Here is a 21,784-nt window from a genome sequence, read left to right as displayed (position 1 = left end):
ACCCTGCTTGGTTCCGGGCATCCGCGACTCTTACGGCGCGCAGGGTGAGGAATTGCACGAAAACGGATCGAATTTGACATTCGTCCTTAGATGCTGCTAGATTCGTGGTGACGTCGGTAGAGAAGCAAGCGCTTGAGGACCTGCTCTTGCTCGACGACGAAAGCTTGCGCCGGGAAGGGCTGTTGGCCCTGGCCACGGAGTGGGCGAAGATCGATCCGCGCCAAGCGGCTGAGAACCTGGCGGCCCTGGCGTCAGGCGAGGATCGCGACCGCTTGCTCGGGCATGTCGTGGCGATCTGGACGAAAAGCGATCCCAAGAAGTGTCTGGCTTGGATCGCTTCCGCTCCCGTGGAAGAACCGACGCGGCAACTGATGAAGGAGAGGCCTACGCGGGATGGTCCGCGAGCGCTCCTGACGAAGCCTTGGCACAGGCCCGTGAAACCAGAGATGCGGCCGGGATCCGGGCCGTTCTCGCCATGATCTCCGGTCAGGATTTCCAGCGCGGTCTTGAGCTGGCGGGAACGCTTTCGCCCGCAGAGCGAGCGGATCAAGTGCAGAGCTTGATCCTCATTGGCGCGGGGAAGCATCACCAGGAAGCGTCCGGGCTGCTGGCCGAATATCTCGGAACGAAGCCCGCACGGGAAGATCTCGCACGCCTCGGACGCACCTTGCTGGCTCTGGACCGTCCTCTCGCGGAGCAGATTGTAGCAGACGCTGCCAACGACTCGGATCGGGCTTATCTAAGCGGGAAGGTTTTTCCTCCGGAAAGTCAAGGGATTGAGGTTGCCGCGGAGGGTAGCGAGCTCATGCAAGATGGCGATGCCGCCGTGGCCAACGAGGCGATGTAACAGTCGATACCTTCCAAGGAAGAAGCGGCCGCCGCGCCGGTGAAGTCCACCGAGCCCGTGCTCGGAAAGGAAGCGACGCGATAGAGATATTGGGAGCTTCCCGGCGGGTCACTTCTTCCCCTCCCCGGTCATTGGCACGAATACGACGGGGAGGCTTTTCTGCTTCACGATCTCGCCATTCGTTTTCCTCAGCATGATCAGATTCTGGGGCTGCCCCTCAGGTCCCACCGGGATGATCATCCGCCCGCCCTCTGCAAGCTGCTCCACGAGCGGTGCGGGGACATCATCGGGAGCGCAGGTCACGATGATCGCATCAAAAGGTGCCGCCTCCGGCCAGCCCCGGTAGCCATCTCCGATCCGCGTCGCCACATTCTTGTAGTTCAATCGCTCCAAGGTCAGCGCCGCCTGCTTGCCGAGAACCTCCACGATCTCGATCGTGTAGACCTCCTTCACCAGTCCCGCCAGCACCGCGGCTTGATAGCCGGACCCGGTGCCGATCTCCAAGACCCGGTCCTGTGGTTTCAATCCCAGCGCTTCCGTCATGAAGGCCACGATGTAGGGTTGGGAAATGGTCTGGCCGTAGCCGATCGGGATCGCCCGATCATCGTAGGCCAGCTCGCGGGTATCCAGCGGCATGAATTCCTCGCGGGGCGTGATCTTCATCACCTCCAGCAGCCGCGCATCCTTCACCCCACGGCGGACGATCTGTTCATTCACCATCCGCTCGCGTTCCACTTTCATGTCCACCGGCAGCACTGCCGCTTCTCGGGTCTCTTGCGCACAGACACTTGCGACCACTCCCGCAAGCCCGGCCAGTCTGGAGAAAATCGCATTCATCCGGAACGATACCCCCCTTCCCGGCAGTCGCCACTGCTTCCTTCCTTGCCCGGGATGCGCTCCTGATTTTCCTTAGCGCCATGCCGCGCCTCGCCCTGCTCCAGTCCAAAGGCTTCGCCACCAAGGCAGAGTCCTTCGACCACCATGAAACGCTCATTCGCGAAGCCGCGAAGGGAGGGGCAAACATCGTGGTCACCCAGGAACTCTTCCTCACCCCGTATTTTTGCACGGTCGAGGACCCGCAGCTCTTCGATCTCGCAGATCCTCTCCCCGGCCCGGTCACCGATCGGCTCGGGGCGCTCGCGAAGGAACTCGGTATCGTCCTGATTTCCTCTCTCTTCGAACACCGCGGTCCCGGGCTCTACCACAACACCGCCTCGATCCATGACGCGGACGGCTCGCTGATGGGCCTCTACCGCAAGAGCCACATCCCCCAGGATCCCGCCTTCGAGGAAAAATTCTACTTCACCCCCGGCGATACCGGTTGGCCGGTTTGGGACACGCGTTTCGGCAGGATCGGCGTGCTGATCTGTTGGGATCAGTGGTATCCGGAAGCAGCCCGCCTGATGGCGCTCGGTGGTGCACAGGTCCTGGTCTATCCCACCGCAATCGGTTGGCTGCCGGCAGAGAAGCCGACACTCGGCGATGCCCAGCATTGTGCCTGGGAAACCGTCCAGCGCGGCCATGCAGTTGCAAACGGCTGCTATCTGGCCGCCGTCAATCGCGTCGGCACCGAAGGAGACACCGAATTCTGGGGCCGGTCGTTCGTCGCAAATCCCTATGGTGAGCTCGTCGCCAAGGCCTCCACCGAAAAGGAAGAGATTCTCTATCACGATCTCGACTTCGGCGGCGTGGAAGACTTCCGCCGCATCTGGCCTTTCTTCCGCGACCGTCGTATCGACGCTTACGGTGAGCTCGTGAAGCGTTGGCGTTCCTGATGACCATCCGCTTGGCCTCCATCGAAGACCACGCCGCCCTCGCCGGGATCTTCCTCAGCGTCCGGCGTTCGACCTTCGTGTGGGAAGATCCGGCTTCATTTCAACTCGACGACTTCGCGTCCGCCACTGAAGGCGAACTGATTCACGTCGCCGAAACTGCGGAAAACGGGATTGTCGGATTCATCTCGCTCTGGGAACCCGAGCAATTCGTCCATCACCTCTTCATCGCGAATGGCCACCGCGGAAAAGGTATCGGACGTGCTCTTCTTGATGATCTCGCCCGCAGGCAACCGGGCCCCTTCCGGCTTAAATGTGTCGCCGGAAACTCGGTCGCGCTCTCTTTCTACAAGCGATCGGGGTGGGCACAGATTGGAGAAGGCGAGACCGATGGCCGCCCCTATCTCCTGATGGAGCTCTCCAAAACGGATGAATCCACCCTCAGCTCGCCATCCACATGATCGCCTTGATGATTGCGGCGATGATGCCGACGGCACCGGCCATGATTCCGAAGGTGCTGGCGACACCCCCACGTTTCACCGGCGAGAGGGAAATGACTACGCCGAGGATACCGAAAAGGATGGCAATCACCGCGAAGATCAGACCGAGGGTCGCGCCGGTCATGAAGCTGCCGATGGCAGCGGCAACGGAAATCAGCGAGGGAATGCTGAACGAATTGCGTGCAACAGGAGTGGTAGTAGCCATGATAAACCGGTAGGCGCACTTGCCGGAGAGTCAAAATGGAAATCGCCTTCCTCTCTCCGGGCTTCCCTGCCGCAGCCGAGTCGGAGAGGCTTTTCTCCAGCCCGCCATGCCCGTCGTTTTCCTCATCGTCGCCTGCGCTCTCTGGGGTTTGAGCTTCCCGATTGTGAAAGCGCTCGACTACGAACAGTCGGCGCGCTTGGGAGATATCCCGGATATCTTTCTTTCCGTCTGGCTGCAGATGGCCCGCTTCGCCCTGGCTGCAGTGTTGATGGTCCCCTTCCTCCTTCATCGCCGGCCCACTGCCAAGGAAATCCAGCAAGCGGCATGGCTCGCGGTCTGGGGCGGCATCGGGATGGCCTTCCAAGCGTGGGGACTCACCCGGACCGAAGCATCCGCTTCGGCCTTCCTCACCCAGGCCTACTGCGTCTTCCTACCCCTGATTGCTTGTTTCAGAACCAAGAGCGCTCCCTCCATGCGCACCGTGCTCGCCACGCTCATGGTCATCGCCGGAGGTGCGATTCTCTCCGGCATTGGGCCCGGTACGCTCAAGATCGGCGAGGGCGAACTCGCCACGCTCGCAGGCGCCTTCATCTTCACATTCCAGATCCTCACCCTCGAGAACCCAAAGTATGAGGGCAACCGCGGCTTGGTCGTCACCTTCGCGATGTGCGTTTGGATCGCGGTGATCTTCCTCCCCCTCAGCCTGCTTGCCGCGCCTCATCCAAGAATGGTGATCGAGGCAGGTGCCTCTTGGCCGGCCTTCGCGCTCATCCTCTCGCTCGCTCTCTTCTGCTCGGTCGGCGCTTACGGGCTGATGAACAGTTGGCAGCCCCGCGTCTCCGCCACCGAGGCCGGCCTGATCTACACCACCGAGCCGGTCTTCACCGCTGGCTTCGTCATGTTCCTCCCCGCCCTGTTAGGACGGATGGTGGGCCACCCTTATCCTAACGAGACCTTGACCTTTTCACTTATCTCGGGAGGCTCCCTCATCCTTGCCGCGAATATCTTGATGCAATGGAAGCGTCCTCCCCACCCGCCGGCGATCGCACCGGCTCCTTGAACCGGCCCGCCCGCGCCTGCGGACGCGGCATCCTGCGTTTCCTTTGCCTGCTTGCCACGCTCTGGACCTTCGGGGCCATTTACTTCGACGGCCCCTTCCCCGGCACAGGCAATCTCGTGCTCGGCCTGCTGTGGCTCCTGCTAGGCATCGTGCTCATCTTCCGCTCGAAGACATCCTCGCGCCGCTGGCTGGCCTTCGCCGGAATCCTGGCGCTCGCGATCATCCCGTGGCTCTTCAAGCAGCCGTCCCAAGAACGGGACTGGGCCCCGGAGTATGCCCGCAGCGCAGGTGCCAGCGTCGAGGGCGACGCCGTTACCTTCACCAATTTCCGCAACTTCGATTACGCCATGGACGGCACCGTAACGGAGCGCTGGGAAACCCGCACCGTCCACCTCTCCAAGCTCCAGGGGGTCGACATGGTGCTCAACTACTGGGGCTCGCCATGGATCGCCCATCCGATCTTCAGTTTCGACTTCGGCGATGAGGGCTATATCTCCTTCTCGATCGAAACCCGGCGCGAAAAGGGCGAGGTCTACACCACTTTGGGTGGCCTCTACAAACTCTACGAACTGACCTACCTCGTGGGCGATGAACGGGACTTCGTCCGGGTCCGCACCAATATCCGCAAGGACGAGGACGCCTATCTCTACCGCCTCGCCCTCGGTCCGCAAAAGGCTCGCGAACGCTTCATGGAATACGTGGACCAAATCCGGGCCGTGAACGAACGGCCTCGCTTCTACAATGCGGTCACCGCCAACTGCACCACCGCCCTGAGCTCCCAGATCGCGAAGGCCGACCGCGGTCTTCCGGACTGGCGACTCCTCCTCAACGGCAAGCTCGACGAACTTCTCTACGAAAAGAGCCTCCTCGCCGCCAAGTCCACCCCCTTGGCCGTTCTCAAGGAGAAGGGCCACATCAACGACCGCGCCCTTCAGGCCCACGACGACCCCGACTTCTCTCGCAAGATCCGCTCGAACATCCCAACCCGCTGAGCGTCAACCCTGCAATCTTTGCAAAACTGTAGTTTACGGTTTTCCGAACCATAATTTTGTGGCTGGTATGGAGTGCTACCCACTCCTGCACCTCCCATGAAACTCCACGCTCTAGCGATCGGCGGACTCCTCGCCTGTGCCTCGCCTGCCCAAGCCATCAAGATCGAGATCCGCTACGATTACGATACCAACGGCTTCTTCAACCAGCCCGGATCCAAGGAAGCCCTCCGCAAGGTGGCTGACTATTTCGAGACCCTGATCCACGATCAGCTGCTTTCGATCAATCCCGCCACGGACGGCGGCGGGACGTGGTCCGCCAACTTCCCCAATCCCGGAGGAAGCAACACGATTACCCTCAGCAATCTGGTGGTTCCGGCAAACACTCTGATCGTGTTTGCCGGCGGTAAATCCATTCCCGGCTCCACCATCGGCCAAGGCGGATATGGCGGCTATGGCTGGAGCGGCACTCAAACTTGGGGCAACCGGGTGGCCGGACGCGGGCAAGCCGGAGCCTTGGCCACTCCGAAAACGGACTTCGCTCCGTGGGGTGGTTTCATCACCTTCGACACGGACGTTTCCAACTGGAACTTCTCCACGGACTTCCCGGGAAGCGGCACGATGCCCTTCGTCCCGATTGCCCTCCACGAACTCGGCCACCTACTCGGCATCGGTACGGCCGGATCATGGGACGCGAAGATCTCCGGCGGACTCTTCACAGGCACGAGTGCGGTCCAATCCTACGGAGCCAGCGTCCCGCTGGATGCGTCCGGCGATCATTGGCGGGATGATGGGGCTTGTGTAGGGCCGGATGGCCACAACCCCGCCAATCCCCTGAATGTCCTAAGCAAGGCATACGGGTCGTTCAATGCAGCCCATGGCTATGCTCAGATCGCGATCATGGATCCCTCGTTCTGCAACGCAGGAGCCTTCTTCAAGGTCTTCACCGACCTCGACATCGCAGGCTTGCGTGACGTTGGCTGGCAAGTCGATCCACCCGCCCGCTTCCTCACCGCGCAGTATCTGCCCTCTCAGCCGTTCAGCTTCAGCTGGCCTAGCACCACCGGCACCACCTACCGGCTGCAGACCAGCACTTCTCTCGATACCGGCTGGAGCAGTGTCAGCACCCAAGCCGGGGATGGCACCGTACAGAGCTTCTCCCCCTCCTTGGCAACGTCGGGTCGACGCTTCTTCCGCCTGAACACGAATCCCCTACCGCCCGCACCGGCACCCGCCATGGCCGCCGCTGCCATCGCACCCGCAGACGAAGAGCCGGCCGCTCCGACCTTCGCTCCTCCGTCACAGCCTTGCGAGTGCTACAGCGGCCTGTCCCACGATTGCCCTTGAGCCGCTTGCTTGACGCTGCGGCAGCCCGCGCTATCCGAGGAGCGTGACCTTGCTCAAAACCGTCGCGCTCCTCACCCTTTCCAACATCTTCATGACCTTCGCGTGGTATGCCCACCTGAAGGATCTGAAGGAAAAGCCGTGGATCATCGCCGCGCTGATCTCCTGGGGCATCGCGCTCTTCGAGTACCTGCTGCAAGTCCCGGCCAACCGCATCGGCTACAACGGCGGCCTGAGCGCGGCGCAGCTCAAGATCACCCAGGAAGTCATCACGCTCTCCGTCTTCGCCCCCTTCGCGATCTTCTATCTGAAGGAGAAGCTGACCTGGAATTACTTCTTCGCCGCGCTATGCATGGCGGGCGCCGTCTTCTTCATCGTGCGCGATAGCTTGCCGGGGAAGAAAACCCCGGTGGCCGAGGTCCAAGCGAAGTGAGAGACTATATCGGCTTCAGAGCGATCTCATGGACTACCTTTCCTTCGAGATCCTTCATCACGAAGGATAAGGCTTCGGCATTCGCCTTGCCTTCGATCCAAGTCGCACGATTCGCTTGCGGGCCTCCGCCCACAAGCTGGGCATAGGGAAACTCGGCATTGGCCTCGATCCATGCGGGACTATGAGTGTGGCCGGAGATCACGATCTGCGTCTTCCATCCGACGAGCGCATCATGCCAGGCCTCGCGGCTGAAGCGGCTGAAGGCGTCGTAGCCACCCTTCTCGTAGCCCGCATCCGCGACTTCCTTGGTCCAGCGCAGCGGGATGTGGCAGAAGACAACCCGATAGGGCGCATCGCGGAAGCCGGGCTGTGCGGTGACTTGCTTGATCCATTCGGCTTGCTCGCGGCGCAGCGCTTCGAAAGCCACCCGCCCTCCGAAGCTTGGATGGTTGTCCGGTTTGTCTTCACCGGTGTGCAGGCAGAGAACCGCCACCGGCCCGCTGCGGAAGGCGTAGAAGGGACGGCCGTCCGGCGTCGCGATCATCTCCGGGACCTTGAAGGCCCACTTGCCGCGCACGTCATGATTGCCCCATACGAGCAACATCGGCCGGTCGTCGCTCACATCCTGACCACCGGGATTCAGCAAGGTGGGCACCAGCCAGTCCTCTTGGTGCCAATCATTGCATGTGTCCCCGTTCCACAGGAGGAAGTCGCCGGGCGGAGTGACGGCGTGCAGTTGCTTGATGGTCTCATCGTTCTGATGGGTATCGTTCCAAACCACGAAGCGGGTCTCTTGGGCTGTGGGATCCAACGTGCGGAATTTCTTCCACGGGCCTTCGAGACGATCCTTCCCGTCGGTGGAGTCGGTGATGGCGCGGAGTTGATACCGGACGCCGGGCTTCAGTCCGCTGAGCTTCACACGCAGGATCTCGTCTCCCTGCGGCACGAAGCCGAAACGGTCTGCTCCTGCCGTGCCGCTGCTACCGTCCTCCGCTTTCCACTCGACGTGGCCGCGGGCGAGCTTCGAAACCGCCCAAACCACCTCCACCCCGTCGGCTCGCGGGGCCATGATCACGGCGGGAGTCTTCACCAGAGGCAAGGCTTCATCGGCAGGCTTTTCTTGGGCAACGGAAACGCCCCCAACGCCTGCTACCGCTCCGCCCGCTACCTTTCCTAGAAATCCACGACGCTTCATACACGTCTCCATACGTCATTAAACCGCCATATTTCACGCAAAATAAACCGATCATGCGGATTTTCCAGAAGCCTTGGCGAAAAACGATATCACGCTGGGGGCGGCAACTTCTCCCGAGCCGCCAACCATTCGGAAGGAATTGCGGACCGTCCGAGACGGGCGACAACGATGGAACCGACCATGGCGGCATTCGTGTCACAGTCTCCCCCGCCTTCCACGGTAGCGACGAGGGCATCGGCATAGTCATCCAGTGATCGCAATGCCGACCAGATCACATAGGGCAGCGTGTCCGGTGCCGTGACCAAAGAGCCGTTGCCGAAAGCACGCGCCGCCTCAGCCGGAGAAGCAGATGGATCGAAGCGCGATGCAGACTCAATCATCGAGCGTGTCGGTCCTTCCGCCGTATGCTTCAACACCGCTTCGACAATAAGCTCCTTCGCCTTTTCCGCCGGGGCTTCCCGAGTCTGCCAAGCGACCGCGACCGCAACTGCCAAGGCTACCGCCCCCGCCATCCCCTCCGGATGCCAATGCGTAACGCGAGCCGATCTCCACGCCTCGCTTCTCACTCGCTCGAGATCATCAGCAAACCACGCACCCAGCGGACCCGCACGCATCGCCGCCCCGTTTCCCATCGAGCCACCATCGAAAGCCTTGCTGGAGACCTCCCGCCAGTCTTCGCCCGCGGCAATCTTGTCCAAGACCATCCGCGCCATCCGCCCGTAACCTCGATCCGGCTCCCGCCTGTAGTTGCGGGAGAAAATCCAAGCCAGTGAAGTCTCCTCCACCTTCCCCGTCTTGGTCAGGATCTCCATGATGCCCAGCGCCATCGCGGTGTCATCCGTCCACCACCACGGACCGCCGATGACCCCGCTGGAAACCCGTTTGCGAACCGACTCGCTGCCGTAGGCGAAAACTTCCCCGAAAGCATCGCCCACCGAAAGCCCGTCAAGCACCACTAGGCCGAGCTCCTTCCGTTCTTCCGCGGTCATGGCGGAAAAGCCTGCACATTCCCACTTCCGCGCCAAGCCGGATGCTGCTTTCCTGCCTCCCGCATGACACCCGCCGAACTCCGCTACGCAATGCCCGCCGAATGGTCCCATCAGGAGGCCGTCTGGCTTTCGTGGCCCGTGGACGACGAGCGGCATTGGGGCGGCAACAAGAAGGATCTCATGAAGGCGAAGTTCGCCGAGATCGCCGCAGCCATCAGCCGCTTCGAGACCGTGCGGATCAATGCCGAGGGCAAGGAACACGCCGCGATCCTCGAACTCTGCAACAAGGCCAAGGCGGTGCCGGAACGTGTCCAACTCTTCGATCACCCGCACAACGACGTGTGGTGCCGCGACCACGGCCCGATCTTCCTGAAGCATCGCGAGACCGGCGAGGTAGCGATCAGCGACTGGGGCTTCAATGCCTGGGGCGGCAAGTTCCCGCCCTACGATCTCGACGACTCGATCCCCCGCCAGATCGCCAAGAGCCTTGGCATGAAGCGCTTCACCGGCGGCATGATCCTGGAAGGCGGCGCGATCGAGGTAAACGGCGCCAGCCAGCTCCTCACCACCGAGGCCGTGCTGCTGAACAAGAACCGCAATCCTCACCTCTCCCGCGAGGAGATCGAGCAAAAGCTCCGCGACACCCTCGATGTCCGCGACATCCTCTGGCTCAAGCAAGGCATCGAGGGCGACGACACCGACGGCCACATCGACGACCTCGCCCGCTTCATCGACTGCGGCACCATCGTCGCCTGCGTGGAGAAGGACAGCGCTTCCCCCAATCACGCCGTCCTCGATGACAACCTCGGCCGCCTGAAGTCCTTCCTCGGCCACGAAGGCAAACCCTTCGAGATCGTGCCGATTCACTTGCCCGAGGCCTGTGAGGTCCCTGGCTGGCGCTTGCCGGTACTACCCGCATCGTACGTCAATTTCCTGATCGTGAACGGCGGCGTGCTCGTCCCCACGTTCCGCCAGCACAAGAACGACGACCGGGCACTCGGCATGCTCCGCGAACTCTTCGGCGACCGCGAGGTCGTGGGCATCGACTGCCTCGACCTGGTGGAAGAAGGCGGCACCCTGCACTGCATCTCGCAGCAGCAGCCGGCCTGAGACCATCACGGCGCAACCTTCAATTCCTCGTATTCTTCGAGCCAACGCTCGCGCGTGCTAGGCTCGGCGAAGGTCGGGGACTCGGCTTGCTGCAGCACCTTCTGATAAATGCCCAGGGCATCCTCCCGCCTGCCCGCGGCACCGCTCGCCCGGGCACAATCGATCCAGCGGGCGAGCGTCTGCTGATGCCGCGGTCCGAAATGCTCCTCGGTCTTTCGCGAAAGATCCCGCAGCGTTTCCAAGTGGATCTCCGCATCCGGCCCATTGACCGCGAGCAGGGCGAGCTCGGCCCGCGCATCCCAAGTGAGCGGCGAATCATCGCCCTCCGTGGCGGAAAGCAGGCCCACCCGGCGCTCATGCAGGGCCTTCGCCTTGTCCAAGTTCTGCACGGAGCGCTCCACTCTCGCAAGAGTCCACAGACATCTCGCCACCAGGCCCGGCTCCTCGGGCACCAGCTTTTCCGCGGCTGCCAGTGCCCCCGTAGCCATCGACCGGGCCTGCTCCATATCACCGCGATCATGTGCCATCACCGAGAGCTGGCACAGCACCCGTATCCTCATGTAGGCATCCACCGCATCTTTCGAAGCCGCCAGCAGCTTCTCCGCTCGAAGCAACTGCTGCCAGGCAAGATCGGGATTGGTCTCCGCAATCACGATCGCATTTCCGAACAGAATTACCGGAAGCACATCGGCGCTCTCGTCAGCAGGCAAGCCCTCCAGCAACTTGAGACACTCGGTAAACTGCTCCCCCGCCTTCGTTGACTCCCCCATCCCCTGCAACGCGTTAGCCAGCGTGTGCCGCGCCCGCGCCTCCGTCTTCGGATCACGGGTAAGCTCGTCAGGCAGATGCTCCGCGAAATCCATCACGGCCTGCCCGAGTGAATAATCACGCGGATTCCCATACTCCGGATTCCCCGCCACGATCAAACGGGAGAAGCCGGAGAAGAGATCCTCCGCCCGCTTCTTCTCGGCCCGGGCGAGTTCCCTCTGAGTTACGGCCTGCCTTTGCGTCTGCAGAATCACGATGAAGCAAACCACCAAGGCAAACACCGCAGCCGCTCCCGACAGCGATGCAACCGGATGACGGCGGATCATCCGCGAGGCCAAATAACCCAAGCTAGGCCGATGCGCCGAAACCGGCAGCTTCGCCACGAAGGCCCGCAGATCCGCAGCCAAGGCGTCCGCACTCGCGTACCGATCATCCGGATCGGCACGCAGACATTTCAGAGCGATGAGGGCCAAGTCACCGCGCATCTCGCGCTTCCACGCTTGTGGAGATTCCCCCCGCTGCTCGGCCAGACGCACCATCGCATCGTCCGAACGCAGCCGCGTGTTCTTTTCCGGAGAGATCACATCGCGCGAGGTCCCATCGGGATCACGAAAAGGCGACGCCCCCACCAGAAGCTCATAGAGGATCACCCCCAAGGAGAAGATATCGCTTCGCGCGTCCAGATCGTCCGTCCGCCCTTCGATCTGCTCCGGGCTCATGTAGCCCGGCGTCCCCGGAAGGCGTCCGGGGCGTGTCTGTCCGGAGTCGATTCCCGCATCACTCAAGCGGGCAATGCCGAAATCAATCAGACAGGGACGTGCCACCCCCTCCGCCGTGCGGGTTACCAACACATTCGACGGCTTTAGATCCCGATGCAGCACGCCCTTCTGGTGTGCGTGATGAACCGCATCGCAAACAGACGCCATCAGTGCCGCCCGCTCATCCAAGCTCGAACATTGAGAGTCGCACCACGTGGTGATCGCCTCACCCGCGATGTATTCCATCGCGATCCATGGCCGGTCCTCCTCCGTCAACCCCGCATCCAGCACACGCGCGATTCCCGGATGCTCCATGCGCTCGATCGCCTTTCGCTCGATCTCGAAACGCCAGCGCGGCTCCTCTTCATCCAGCGAACTCCGCATCACCTTGAGCGAGACCTCCCGCCGCAAAGGCGCCTCCTGCCGCGCCAGAAACACGATCCCGCCGCCACCGGAGCCCAGCTTCGAGACCAGCTCATAGGGCCCGATCCTACTTCCAGGCCCCAGCGAGTTTCCCCGCGGATCGGCCACTGCATTGCCTGCGGAGTCCAGGGTCGGGCTGCCCAGGAAGTCGGGCGAGCGGCGCGCGCTCTCTAACAAATCGGAAACCCGCTGCCGCAGCACCGCATCATCCGTCGCTCCTTTCAAGAACTCCTCCTGCTCTTCAGCGGGGAGCTCGCTCGCTTGGAGAAAGAGACTTTGGAGGAGGGAGGACGGCATCGCTTTGCAGACTCAGGTCCGGTCCTGTTCCAGATCATTCGCCAGCCACGCCTTCGCGAAAGCCCAGTGCCGCATCACCGTGCGCTCGGAGCTATCCAGGGCCGCGGCACACTCCGCCACGGATAGCCCCGTGAAGAAACGCAGCATCACCACCTGATGAGCCTCGGGCGCTTCCGCCTCCAGTGACGCGAGCGCGGCGTCCAGCGCGAGGATCCTCTCGGATGCCGGCGCCTCCGAGAGATCCAGCACGCTCTCAATCGTGAGCGCCTCCTGCCCCGAGCCCCGCTTCAGCGAGGCCCGGCTGCGCGCATGCTCGATCAAGATGCGCCGCATCGCGGTGGCAGCAGCGGAGAAGAAGTGGCGCCGGTTCGCCCACCCTTGCCCGCCACCCTCCGGGCCGCCGAGCCGGAGCCACGCCTCGTGGACCAGTTCGGTGGCTTGCAGGGTGCGGCCGGGCGCTTCGTTTGCCATCCGCACCTTGGCGATCGTGCGGAGCTGCCCGTAGACCGCCGCGAGCATCGCTTCCCGGGCGTCTTGCGAACCTGCATCCATCTCCTGAAAGAGGCGTGTCAGCTCCTCCGCCGGTACATCCATGCCGAGTCTTTAGGGCAAGGAATCCGGACCATCAAGCCCGGCATGGCATTCAGCGGATCTCGAAGTTGAATCGTGCAAAACGCTTCGGAAGGTTCATCGGAATGAGCACCTCTTGTACGGTATAACCTACCTGCGAGAGCAGGTCCGTGCGGTCCACGATCTCGGGTTGGTTGAAGCCGGACCAAACATTGAGGCCGGTGGACGATTGCAGGTCCATGGTCGCTCCGGCGATGCCGTTCTTCTTCTGCCAGCGGATCCGCAGGTTACTCCCTACCACCGTCGTGCTGAAGGGAGAGCGGTTCCCCACCCGCGGGTCCAGCCCCAGAAAGTACTCCGCGGCATTCGGCAGACGATCGTCATCGGGGTCCGCATCCGGTCCCCACAGCACCATCTCCAGTCCGTCGTTCCGCTCGACTCCCGTGAAGTGATCGGCAGCCCAGGCATTGTAAGCCGGATGGTAAGTGCCCGAGAGATCGATATCCGGCCAGTCGCTGTTCGCGGTAATGTCGTTGAAGATCGTGTCCAGCGCGCTGTTCGAGACACCCGCACGGGCATTGGCCACCCACGAGTAGGAGGTCGCCCGCGGCCTCGAGATCAGCTCCGCCCGCGTGCCCGCCATGCTCCCGTTGTGACCCCAGTAATCGGGATCGGCATAGTTGTCGGTATACCAGCCCAGACCGTGGGTCTCCCAACCGTATCCGCTGGAACTGTTAGGAGAGCCGCGCGTATGCAGCGCCGTCACGCGATCCGCACTCAGAATGTCTTGGAAGCGGGTATCCCCATCCACCCTCCGGGCCATCAGCAGGAGATCCGCGGGCCGTGCGATCCAAGCGGTGCTGCCATCCATCCGGCGCGGATCGATCAGATAGGGATCGAAGGTCTGGGACGTGGTCGGATAGTAGGAGACCTCCATGAGTTTCTTCTGCGCCTTGGTGCGCTCGCCCACTAGGGGTCCGAGGATCGGGGAAATGCCGCAGGGGTCGAAGATCTCGTTCCGGGTATAGGTCTCGTAGCTGTCTCCACTGATCTTCTCCACCACCCGGGCGGCGATCGTGAAGCCGAGGTTCGAGTAGCGCCCGACCGTTCCCGGCGTGTTCGCCACGATGCGGTTCTGGAGCTGCCAATCGATGAAGGGCTTGTGCTGCGAACCCCACGCAGGCTCGTCGTGATACCAGAGCAAACCATCATCGGACCAGCCTGCCGTATGGTGCAGCAGGTTCCGCACGGTGATGTTGCTCTCATTCGTACTGTACGGAGCCGTGCCGTAATCGGTGCCGAAGAGATTGCCGCTGCCGAAGACCCGGCTGTTGAGGTTCCATGTCGTCTGACCCGCCAAGGCATGCACCACGGAAACTCCGGTGATCGCCTTCGACACGCTGGCGACTCGGAAGCGATGGTCCGTGCCCGCCCATTCGTTCGTGGCCGTGTCGGCCAGCCCGTAGGCACGCTTGAAGACGATCCGCCCCTGCCGTGCCACCGCCAGCGAGACCGCCGGGATCTCGCCATCCTCCATCGCATCGCGCACCAGCGTGTCGATCCGGTTGATGTAGGACTGCTTCAGGCCCCCGTTCGGCACCCACTGCGCGTTCACCACCACCTCGTCCCCGTTGTTCCAGGCTTGAAGGAAGGCGGTCCGCCAGCCCACCCCGGTTTGGTTCGAATCCGTCGCGAAGAAGTTGTCCTTCGTCATCGCCGCGATCACCCCGAAGATCGTGCTTCGTGCCGGCTTCTTCCACACCACCGTGTAGCGCAGCCGGCTTTCCCCGATGGGAACCAAGGGCAAGGAGTAACCGCACAGATTGTGCAATCTCCATTCGGACTGCCGGTTGGCCACGTTGGTGCTCAGCTCCTCGCCCGTCAGCCCGTAGGACACGGAGATCTGGGGTTGGAACGCGCTTTGGTTCCACACCGCGGCGTATTTCACCAGGTTCCCCTCCCGATACACACAGAGGTTCTCGAGGTAGTGGGTATCGTCCATCGCGGAGTCGGCACTCTGGTGCTGGCTGAGAGAGTCACCCAGCCGCAGCACTTGCGCCGCACCGTTGCTCAACCGGTAGATCGCATTGAAGTGGGGCGTGCCACCGTTGTCGTAGCCATTGATCCAATACATCCGCCAGCCGAGCTGCTGGAGCTGGTTGTTGTTGGAGATAAGTTGAGCTTCCGTCATGCCGAGTAGAACCCGGCGAGAGAAGGAATCGGGACGCGGGCCCCACAGCGCGGCGAAGCGGACATTGCCCGACTCCACGTAACCGCTGATTTGTTCCGGGACCACGCCGAGCTGGCGGTTGGAGAAAGTGCCGACGCGCGAGTTGACCTGGTCTTCAGTCAGACCGGTAAGGGTGATCCAGGGCTCGCGCGCCGACAGTTTTCCGAGGGGGGAAAGGGCTATCAAGAGAAGCAGGAGTGCTTTCATGACATCATGTGCGAAATCGGCCGCCAAAAGCTGCCAAACAAAATGCAGCCGTCCGGACTCACGATCCTGTTGCTAGTCGCCCGGGGAGTGGCACAGTCCAGCCCGTGAGTACCGCACTCGACCGACTTCGTGCCATGGCCCGCGAACGCGCCGTGGTTTCCAGCGCCGCTTCCGTGATCGGCTGGGACCAGGAGACCTATCTCCCGGATGCCGGGCACGCCTGGCGCGCCGATCAGCTCGCGTGGCTCTCGGAGAAGGCTCACGAACTCGGAACCTCTTCCGCCTGGGGGGATGCCCTCGCCGAGGCCGAGGCCGCCGCCAGCGCCCCCGCCCTGCTCGCCGCCATGCGCCGCGACTTTGATCGCGCCACCAAGCTCCCCGGCGAGCTCGTCGCCCGCGAAGCCCAGGCATCCTCGCTCGCCAAGCAGGCATGGGCCGAGGCCCGCAAGAAATCGGACTTTCCTTCCTTTGCCCCCCACCTCCAGACCCTGCTGGATATCGCCAATGAGAAGGCGGATCGCTGGGGCTACGAGGTCGAAGCCTACGACGCGCTGCTAGATACCTACGAACGCGGCGCCACGGCCTCCGGCATCGCCACGCTGTTCGATACCCTGCGCCCGCGCCTGCGCGACCTCGCCGCCGCGGCGGTCGAGAAGTCCGCAGCCCGCGATGCCAAGCTGCCCCCGGGCCCTTATCCCATCGAAGCGCAACAGGCTTTCAATGCGAAGGTCGCCGCCGCTCTCGGCTTCGATTTCAACGCCGGTCGTATCGATACCACCGCCCATCCCTTCTGCACCACGCTCGGTCCACGCGATGTCCGCCTGACCACCCGCTACGATGAGGATGATTTCACCTCCTCGCTTTTCGGCGTGATGCACGAGGCTGGTCACGGACTCTACGAGCAAGGACTGCCCGGACCCGAGTTCGGCCTTCCCTCCGGCGAAGCAGCCTCTCTCGGCATCCACGAATCGCAGTCGCGGCTCTGGGAAAATCACATCGGCCGCTCCTGGGCCTTCTGGGAGAAGTGGCTGCCCGTCGCGGCGGAGCACTTCCCGCAACTCGCGGAGGTCGAACTCGCCGATTTCATCGCCGCCGTTCACCGCGCGGAGTTTTCCTACATCCGCGTCGAGGCGGATGAGGCCACCTATGACCTTCATATCCTGCTCCGCTTCGGTCTCGAGCGCCGGCTCGTCTCCGGCGAGCTCGCAGTGAAAGATGTCCCTTCCGCATGGAACGAAAGCTTCGAGGATCTCTTCGGCATGCTGCCGCCAGATGACACCCGCGGTTGCCTACAGGATATCCACTGGTCGATGGGCGGCCTCGGCTACTTCCCCACCTACACGCTCGGTAATCTCAACGCCGCCCAGCTCTTCGCCGCCGCCACCGCGGACGAGAGCATCGCCGCCGGCGTCGCGAAAGGCGAGTACGCCGCTCTACTCGCGTGGTTACGCAAGCATGTCCACTCGAAGGGCGCCGTAATGACCCCGGCGGAGATTGTGAAGGAAGCCACCGGCAAGGACCCATCCCCGGAAGCCCACCTCGCGCACCTGACGCGACGCTATCTCTAGGAGATCCAGATTCCACAGCGGGCCCGCGTCGGCATCCGCCGACAGGGCAAAGCTCATTCACGCGATTTTCACGATTGATTTGAAGATTCACCCCCCTTCTTTCCGTTAAATGAACCAGTGCCTCCGGCACTCCCATGCACGCGGACCACACTCCTGACCGGGACTCTCCCACCCGTCTCCAAGCGCTCGTCTTCCATCTCAAGACCCGCGCGCTGCAAGCCCGCCGCGGGCTGCGCGAGCTGTCTTTCCGCCCCCCGGCTCATCGTGCCTCCAGTTTGCTTGTCGATGCTCCCCTCCTTGCCGTGAAGCGCGGGCCACTCTGGCGCGACATGACTCCCGCCGAGTTTCCGCTCACCGCCGGCAAGGTCGAAAACCTCCGCCGCGCTGTCCGGGCCTTCCACGGCATCGAGATCCCCGCCGGCCAAGTCTTCAGCTTCTGGCGGCAACTCGGCCGCACTACCCGCAGCAAGGGCTTCACCGACGGCCGCGAACTTCGCGAGGGCTGCATGGTCCCCGCCATCGGTGGCGGCCTCTGCCAGCTCAGCGGCCTGCTCTACCAAGCCGCGCTCGCAGCAGGGCTGGAGATCGTGGAGCGGCATGCCCACTCCCGCATCATACCCGGCTCCTCCGCGGAGCAGGACCTCGATGCCACCGTCTTCTGGAACTACGTCGATCTCCGCTTCAAGTCGGATTCACCGTGGCGCATCGAGGCCGAGCTCAGCGCTTCGGAGCTTGTCATCCGCATCCGCTCCACCGGCGCGGCCAAGATCGCTGTCGCAGTTCCCGCACCTGCCAAGCCACGTCCCGCACCCTCCGGCGATTGCCTCACCTGCGGCATGTTGGAGTGCTTCCGTCATCCCGCCGCCACCGCCGACCATGCTCCAGCCATGGGTCACTCCGCCTTCCTGTTAGATGGCGTCTGGCCGGAGTTTGATCGCTGGTGCCGCGGACACTCGCGGGAAGGTGACCGTTGGATCACCCCGCTCGACGGCCGCCGCTGGAAGAAACCGAACTACAAGTGGTCGCCGCCACCGGGTGTGACCACCCGCCACGCAACCCTCGCCACCCTGCTCCGCTCCTTCCGCCAGCGCCGCATCCCCGCGCAGGGTGCTGCCCGCCAGCGTGCCTTGCTGGAAGGCGAAGCCGCACTCGCGCGCCAATATGCCGCGATGCTCGATCCGCAGTGCCGCCATATCATTGTCTCGCAGAATCTCCTTCCCCATCTCTGGCGCCTCGGTGCCCTCGGTGGCCGCAGTTTCGATGTTCTGGTGAACCGCTGGCCGATGGAGGAACTCCAGCGGCGTCTCGATCTGGCCAAGCAGGCGCACCCCGAATCCACCACCCTCGGCGATTTCCGCGCCGATCCCGAACTGCTGCGCGCGGAGAAGGAAGCCCTCGCCGCCGCCGCCCGTCTCGTCACCCCTCACCGCGCCATGGCGAAGCACTTCGGTGATCGTGCCTGGCTCATCGATTGGGAGATGCCCAAGCCGTTGGAGACGGCAGTCGCCACCACTCCCACCGTCTTCTTCCCAGCTTCCAAGCTCGGTCGCAAGGGCGCTTTCGAACTCGCCAGCGCCTTCTGCAGCGGCATCCCGGCGCAGCTCAAGATTCTCGGCAGGGCGAACGAAGGCACGGCCGATCCCTTCGCCGACATCGACCACTCCCAAGCCAGCCCCGCCGATCTCGCGTCCGCCAGCGCGGTGGTCCTCCCGGCTTGGATCGAGCACCAACCCCGTCTAGCCCTGCTTGCCTTGGCGAGTGGCATCCCGGTGGTAGCAACCGAAGCCTGCGGCTTGCCGGAGCATCCCCAGCTCCACCTTTTGTCCTCGCCGGATCCGGTAGCCATGCGAACGGTTCTCACCGCGGTGTTGAAACCCGCTTCCGTCTCATGCGCCGCCTGCTGATCCTGCTCGCCCTCGCGATTTCACCTTGCCGTGGTGAACCGGATGAGGCGCAGGATCCCTTTGTGGTTGAGACCTGCGATTCATCCTTACCCGGCCCGGAGCGCGCGGCAGCCGCTGCGGCCCGAGTGCGCCCGGCCCTCGAGCGCGACATGAAGGCGAAGGATCTCCACTTTGGTGATCCGGTTTTCCTCCGCGCCTTCAAGGAGGAGAAGCAGCTGGAGCTCTGGGTCCGCCATCGCGACAGCGGCAAGTTCGTGCTCTTCCGCACTTGGGAGGTCGCCCGGCAGTCCGGCACCCTCGGCCCGAAACTCGCGGAGGGCGACATGCAAGTCCCCGAGGGCTTCTACCACGTCCCCCCGGCCGGCATGAAGCCGGACAGCACCTTCCATCTCGCCTTCAACATCGGCTATCCGAATGCCTACGACCGCCACCACGGCAGGACTGGCACCTTCATCATGATTCACGGCAATCAGGTCTCCCTCGGCTGCCTCGCCATGACCGACGCCAAGATCGAGGAGATCTATACCCTCTGCGATGCCGCACTCCGCAAGGGCCAGCCCTATTTCCGCGTCCACGTCTTCCCCTTCCGCATGACCCCGGAGCGCTTGGAGCGGGAGAAAGAGAACCGCTGGTACTCCTTCTGGCAGGACATCAAGGAGGGCTACGACCACTTCGAGCGGAATAAGACGCCCCCGGATGTCACCGTCGAGGAGGGCCGCTACCGGTTCAGATAAGCCCCCGGCGTCGAGAAATCGAAGAGCGCCTGCACGCTCGGGCGATTCAGCACCAGGATCGTGAAGATCCCGAGGATCGTCCCGATCGGGAAGAAGATGCAGCAGACGCAGGCGACTACGAAACAGAAGCTCCGATTCCGGCGTGCTCCCAGCCAGCGCGCGCACAAGAAGTGCATCACCGCCATCCCGATGGCACCGAGGCCGATCACCGCCCCCACACCGCCGAAAATCCATCCCAGCCCGGTTGGGGGCGGCGGAGCGCCAGCGGTCGGAGGCATCGCCTTGAACATTTCCGTCACGATGAAGCCCGTGAACGCGAAGTAAGCCGCCATGAGGCAGCCGCCTACCACCAGAAGTCCGGAACACACGTAGTGGAACACCGAAAGCACCTTCAGATGCTCGGCATCCTCGTTGACCCGCACTCCATCCATGAGTGACAGAAGACCAGAGCGTCCCGCCAGCGGCCAGTCCAAAGCGGCAGCTCCTTCCCACCTGCCCCATTCCCGGAAGCGCCGCGCGTACATCGCATTTTGACTTCCTCTTCCGAAGCAGCTAGACCCTCCCCGGCAACTCAAAGCACCCGTAGCTCAGTTGGATAGAGCATCCGCCTTCTAAGCGGACGGTCACTGGTTCGAATCCAGTCGGGTGTGCCACTTCCCTAGTGCACCGAAGCGCCTCCGCCCCGCGGGTCCGTCTTGGAAGACAGCAGCAGTCGCCGGGTGAGGAAAAAGAGAAGCGGAGTGAGGATCAGGGTCACCCCGAACACGATGGCTGACCTCCGGCTCCCGTGCTCGAAAAAGTCCGCCTCCACGTAGTCCAAGGAGCGACCCTGGATAAGGGACTCGGAGCCTCCTCCATCCTTACGTTTGTAGATGGGAACCGACCGTCCGGCAGCCTTCAAGGAAGCTGCCCGTTCCCGCGGAGTGAGATGGTGGGTTCGGGAGTAAAGGGACTTCAGTACGACCTTCACATGTTCGCCGTCGACGGTACCTTGAGCCATCACGTGGCTCGTCCGCCTGCGTGGCGCGAACAGGTGATCGACCTCCAGACTGCTCTTCTGATAACTGCCTGCGTTGCAACGAAGGTAAGCGAAAAGCCCCACATCCGCAGCGGACTGCAGCAGGAACACCGCACTGAGCATGCTGGCGAAAAACACGAGTATCCTCATTCAATTGGGAGCCCCACCAGCGAGTCCGGGATTCGGGGCCCCGTCCATTGCAAACTCAGTCCTTCGTTCCAACTACCCGCACGGCGAAGCAAACGGAGGCATCACCGTCGGGGACCTGAAGGAAACTCCACTCCCCTCTCTTGATCGTGAGGTTTGTTTCGGTCCTCACCGATTGAAAAACCGGCATTACCACCTGCACCCCGTCCACCTCGTAAATCTGGGGAGCCTTGGCCCAGGCATTGCCCAGCTTGAACCCCATCTCCAGCAAGCCCCCGTCGACTCCCTTCAGCGACACCTCCCCCTCGGGTCCCAGATTCCTGGTCTCGAAGCCGGTCGCTTCTCCCTTGTCGCTATACTCCGAAGCATAACGGAAGGGCGTGGTATCGCTTACCTTCACCACGCCGTCCTGAGGTAGTTCCTTCCGAATGACGGGCATCAGTTGTGCCCCCGGGCTCTCCACGATTGCCCGCAGGGTGGCCTCGCTTGGAACTGCCCCTTGGGTCTCGATCAGACGGATCTCGATCGTCGGCTCCGCAGCTTGAAGCAGGTGGCCGGATAGGGACAAAGACAGGATGACGGCAGCAAAAGGACTTCTCATGGACCTCCCTAGCTACCGGATCAGCTAGGGCGCTGGCAAGAGCAATCCGTGCCCGCGGCCCGCCTTCCCACATCTCCATCCGTAGAAACCCTAGCTGTCTCCGTATTGCATCTAC

General features: G+C 62.8%; 22 protein-coding genes and 1 tRNA gene. 13 read left to right on the top strand and 10 right to left on the bottom strand.

Annotated features, from left to right (window positions below; translation table 11 throughout):
• Window positions 1–104 precede the first annotated feature (104 nt).
• Window positions 105–479, top strand: a complete 375-nt coding sequence (locus OJ996_RS01745; RefSeq protein ID WP_264510534.1) for a hypothetical protein — start codon at window positions 105–107, stop codon at window positions 477–479.
• On the top strand, window positions 476–847 hold the full coding sequence (locus OJ996_RS01740) for a hypothetical protein (protein ID WP_264510532.1): 372 nt from the start codon (window positions 476–478) through the stop codon (window positions 845–847). The genes OJ996_RS01745 and OJ996_RS01740 overlap by 4 nt, the downstream gene beginning before the upstream one ends.
• 108 nt (window positions 848–955) lie before the next feature.
• Here OJ996_RS01740 and OJ996_RS01735 read toward each other — a convergent pair whose 3' ends face one another.
• Entirely contained in the window at window positions 956–1,684 is a 729-nt protein-coding gene (locus OJ996_RS01735; protein WP_264510530.1) for a protein-L-isoaspartate(D-aspartate) O-methyltransferase, read from the bottom strand.
• 80 nt (window positions 1,685–1,764) lie between these two features.
• Here OJ996_RS01735 and OJ996_RS01730 point away from each other — a divergent pair, with 80 nt between their 5' ends.
• Window positions 1,765–2,622 (top strand): carbon-nitrogen hydrolase, encoded by an 858-nt coding sequence (locus OJ996_RS01730; RefSeq protein ID WP_264510528.1) that lies wholly within the window; start codon window positions 1,765–1,767, stop codon window positions 2,620–2,622.
• Window positions 2,622–3,080 (top strand): GNAT family N-acetyltransferase, encoded by a 459-nt coding sequence (locus tag OJ996_RS01725; RefSeq protein WP_264510526.1) that lies wholly within the window; start codon window positions 2,622–2,624, stop codon window positions 3,078–3,080. Before OJ996_RS01730 ends, OJ996_RS01725 begins: the two co-directional genes overlap by 1 nt.
• On the opposite strand, the gene OJ996_RS01720 is transcribed toward OJ996_RS01725, so the two are convergent.
• On the bottom strand, window positions 3,061–3,324 hold the full coding sequence (locus OJ996_RS01720; RefSeq protein WP_264510524.1) for a hypothetical protein: 264 nt from the start codon (window positions 3,322–3,324) through the stop codon (window positions 3,061–3,063). The two genes, OJ996_RS01725 and OJ996_RS01720, sit on opposite strands and share 20 nt — an antisense overlap.
• A 106-nt stretch (window positions 3,325–3,430) precedes the next feature.
• Between OJ996_RS01720 and OJ996_RS01715 the strand changes: the two genes are divergently transcribed.
• The 4 genes from OJ996_RS01715 to OJ996_RS01700 all read left to right on the top strand — a co-directional run bounded on the left by OJ996_RS01715 (window position 3,431) and on the right by OJ996_RS01700 (window position 7,150).
• The gene (locus OJ996_RS01715; protein ID WP_264510523.1) at window positions 3,431–4,384 is read left to right on the top strand and encodes a DMT family transporter; all 954 of its coding nucleotides are present in this window, start codon (window positions 3,431–3,433) and stop codon (window positions 4,382–4,384) included.
• Window positions 4,339–5,376 carry an Lnb N-terminal periplasmic domain-containing protein gene (locus OJ996_RS01710; RefSeq protein WP_264510521.1) on the top strand — a complete coding sequence of 346 codons (1,038 nt, stop codon included), beginning with the start codon at window positions 4,339–4,341 and terminating at the stop codon, window positions 5,374–5,376. Before OJ996_RS01715 ends, OJ996_RS01710 begins: the two co-directional genes overlap by 46 nt.
• Window positions 5,377–5,472: 96 nt before the next feature.
• Window positions 5,473–6,720 (top strand): hypothetical protein, encoded by a 1,248-nt coding sequence (locus tag OJ996_RS01705; RefSeq protein WP_264510519.1) that lies wholly within the window; start codon window positions 5,473–5,475, stop codon window positions 6,718–6,720.
• Window positions 6,721–6,763: 43 nt separating this feature from the next.
• On the top strand, window positions 6,764–7,150 hold the full coding sequence (locus OJ996_RS01700; protein WP_264510517.1) for a DMT family protein: 387 nt from the start codon (window positions 6,764–6,766) through the stop codon (window positions 7,148–7,150).
• Window positions 7,151–7,154: 4 nt separating this feature from the next.
• Here OJ996_RS01700 and OJ996_RS01695 read toward each other — a convergent pair whose 3' ends face one another.
• Window positions 7,155–8,240 (bottom strand): metallophosphoesterase family protein, encoded by a 1,086-nt coding sequence (locus OJ996_RS01695; RefSeq protein WP_264510515.1) that lies wholly within the window; start codon window positions 8,238–8,240, stop codon window positions 7,155–7,157.
• A gap of 194 nt (window positions 8,241–8,434) precedes the next feature.
• Window positions 8,435–9,334 carry an ADP-ribosylglycohydrolase family protein gene (locus OJ996_RS01690; protein WP_264510513.1) on the bottom strand — a complete coding sequence of 300 codons (900 nt, stop codon included), beginning with the start codon at window positions 9,332–9,334 and terminating at the stop codon, window positions 8,435–8,437.
• Window positions 9,335–9,397: 63 nt separating this feature from the next.
• On the opposite strand from OJ996_RS01690, the gene OJ996_RS01685 reads away from it, so the two are divergent.
• On the top strand, window positions 9,398–10,444 hold the full coding sequence (locus OJ996_RS01685) for an agmatine deiminase family protein (protein WP_264510511.1): 1,047 nt from the start codon (window positions 9,398–9,400) through the stop codon (window positions 10,442–10,444).
• Between the two features lie 5 nt (window positions 10,445–10,449).
• Here the strand turns inward: OJ996_RS01685 and OJ996_RS01680 are convergent, their stop codons facing one another.
• The 3 genes from OJ996_RS01680 to OJ996_RS01670 are packed head-to-tail and all read right to left on the bottom strand — an operon-like array spanning window position 10,450 to window position 15,697.
• Window positions 10,450–12,690, bottom strand: a complete 2,241-nt coding sequence (locus OJ996_RS01680; protein ID WP_264510508.1) for a serine/threonine-protein kinase — start codon at window positions 12,688–12,690, stop codon at window positions 10,450–10,452.
• Window positions 12,691–12,702: 12 nt separating this feature from the next.
• The gene (locus tag OJ996_RS01675; RefSeq protein WP_264510507.1) at window positions 12,703–13,284 is read right to left on the bottom strand and encodes an ECF-type sigma factor; all 582 of its coding nucleotides are present in this window, start codon (window positions 13,282–13,284) and stop codon (window positions 12,703–12,705) included.
• 49 nt (window positions 13,285–13,333) lie between these two features.
• Entirely contained in the window at window positions 13,334–15,697 is a 2,364-nt protein-coding gene (locus OJ996_RS01670; protein WP_264510505.1) for a serine hydrolase, read from the bottom strand.
• A gap of 134 nt (window positions 15,698–15,831) precedes the next feature.
• On the opposite strand from OJ996_RS01670, the gene OJ996_RS01665 reads away from it, so the two are divergent.
• The 3 genes from OJ996_RS01665 to OJ996_RS01655 all read left to right on the top strand — a co-directional run bounded on the left by OJ996_RS01665 (window position 15,832) and on the right by OJ996_RS01655 (window position 19,903).
• Window positions 15,832–17,265: a carboxypeptidase M32 gene (locus OJ996_RS01665; protein ID WP_264510503.1), complete on the top strand. Its 1,434-nt coding sequence runs from the start codon at window positions 15,832–15,834 to the stop codon at window positions 17,263–17,265.
• Between the two features lie 134 nt (window positions 17,266–17,399).
• Complete coding sequence (locus tag OJ996_RS01660; protein WP_264510501.1) at window positions 17,400–19,169, top strand: VanW family protein; 1,770 nt, start codon at window positions 17,400–17,402, stop codon at window positions 19,167–19,169.
• Entirely contained in the window at window positions 19,154–19,903 is a 750-nt protein-coding gene (locus OJ996_RS01655) for a L,D-transpeptidase family protein (protein WP_264510499.1), read from the top strand. Before OJ996_RS01660 ends, OJ996_RS01655 begins: the two co-directional genes overlap by 16 nt.
• On the opposite strand, the gene OJ996_RS01650 is transcribed toward OJ996_RS01655, so the two are convergent.
• Window positions 19,888–20,334, bottom strand: a complete 447-nt coding sequence (locus OJ996_RS01650; RefSeq protein WP_264510497.1) for a hypothetical protein — start codon at window positions 20,332–20,334, stop codon at window positions 19,888–19,890. The two genes, OJ996_RS01655 and OJ996_RS01650, sit on opposite strands and share 16 nt — an antisense overlap.
• A 145-nt stretch (window positions 20,335–20,479) precedes the next feature.
• On the opposite strand from OJ996_RS01650, the gene OJ996_RS01645 reads away from it, so the two are divergent.
• Window positions 20,480–20,556: transfer RNA gene (locus tag OJ996_RS01645), tRNA-Arg, on the top strand.
• A 5-nt stretch (window positions 20,557–20,561) separates the two neighbouring features.
• Here OJ996_RS01645 and OJ996_RS01640 read toward each other — a convergent pair.
• On the bottom strand, window positions 20,562–21,059 hold the full coding sequence (locus OJ996_RS01640) for a hypothetical protein (protein WP_264510494.1): 498 nt from the start codon (window positions 21,057–21,059) through the stop codon (window positions 20,562–20,564).
• A gap of 67 nt (window positions 21,060–21,126) precedes the next feature.
• Window positions 21,127–21,669, bottom strand: a complete 543-nt coding sequence (locus tag OJ996_RS01635) for a hypothetical protein (RefSeq protein ID WP_264510491.1) — start codon at window positions 21,667–21,669, stop codon at window positions 21,127–21,129.
• Between the last annotated feature and the right edge of the window lie 115 nt (window positions 21,670–21,784).

This window comes from Luteolibacter rhizosphaerae, assembly GCF_025950095.1.
GTDB classification, from domain to species: domain Bacteria; phylum Verrucomicrobiota; class Verrucomicrobiia; order Verrucomicrobiales; family Akkermansiaceae; genus Haloferula; species Haloferula rhizosphaerae.
The sequence above is the reverse complement of the archived record's forward strand: the minus strand, read 5'-3'. Positions and strand labels throughout refer to the sequence as shown.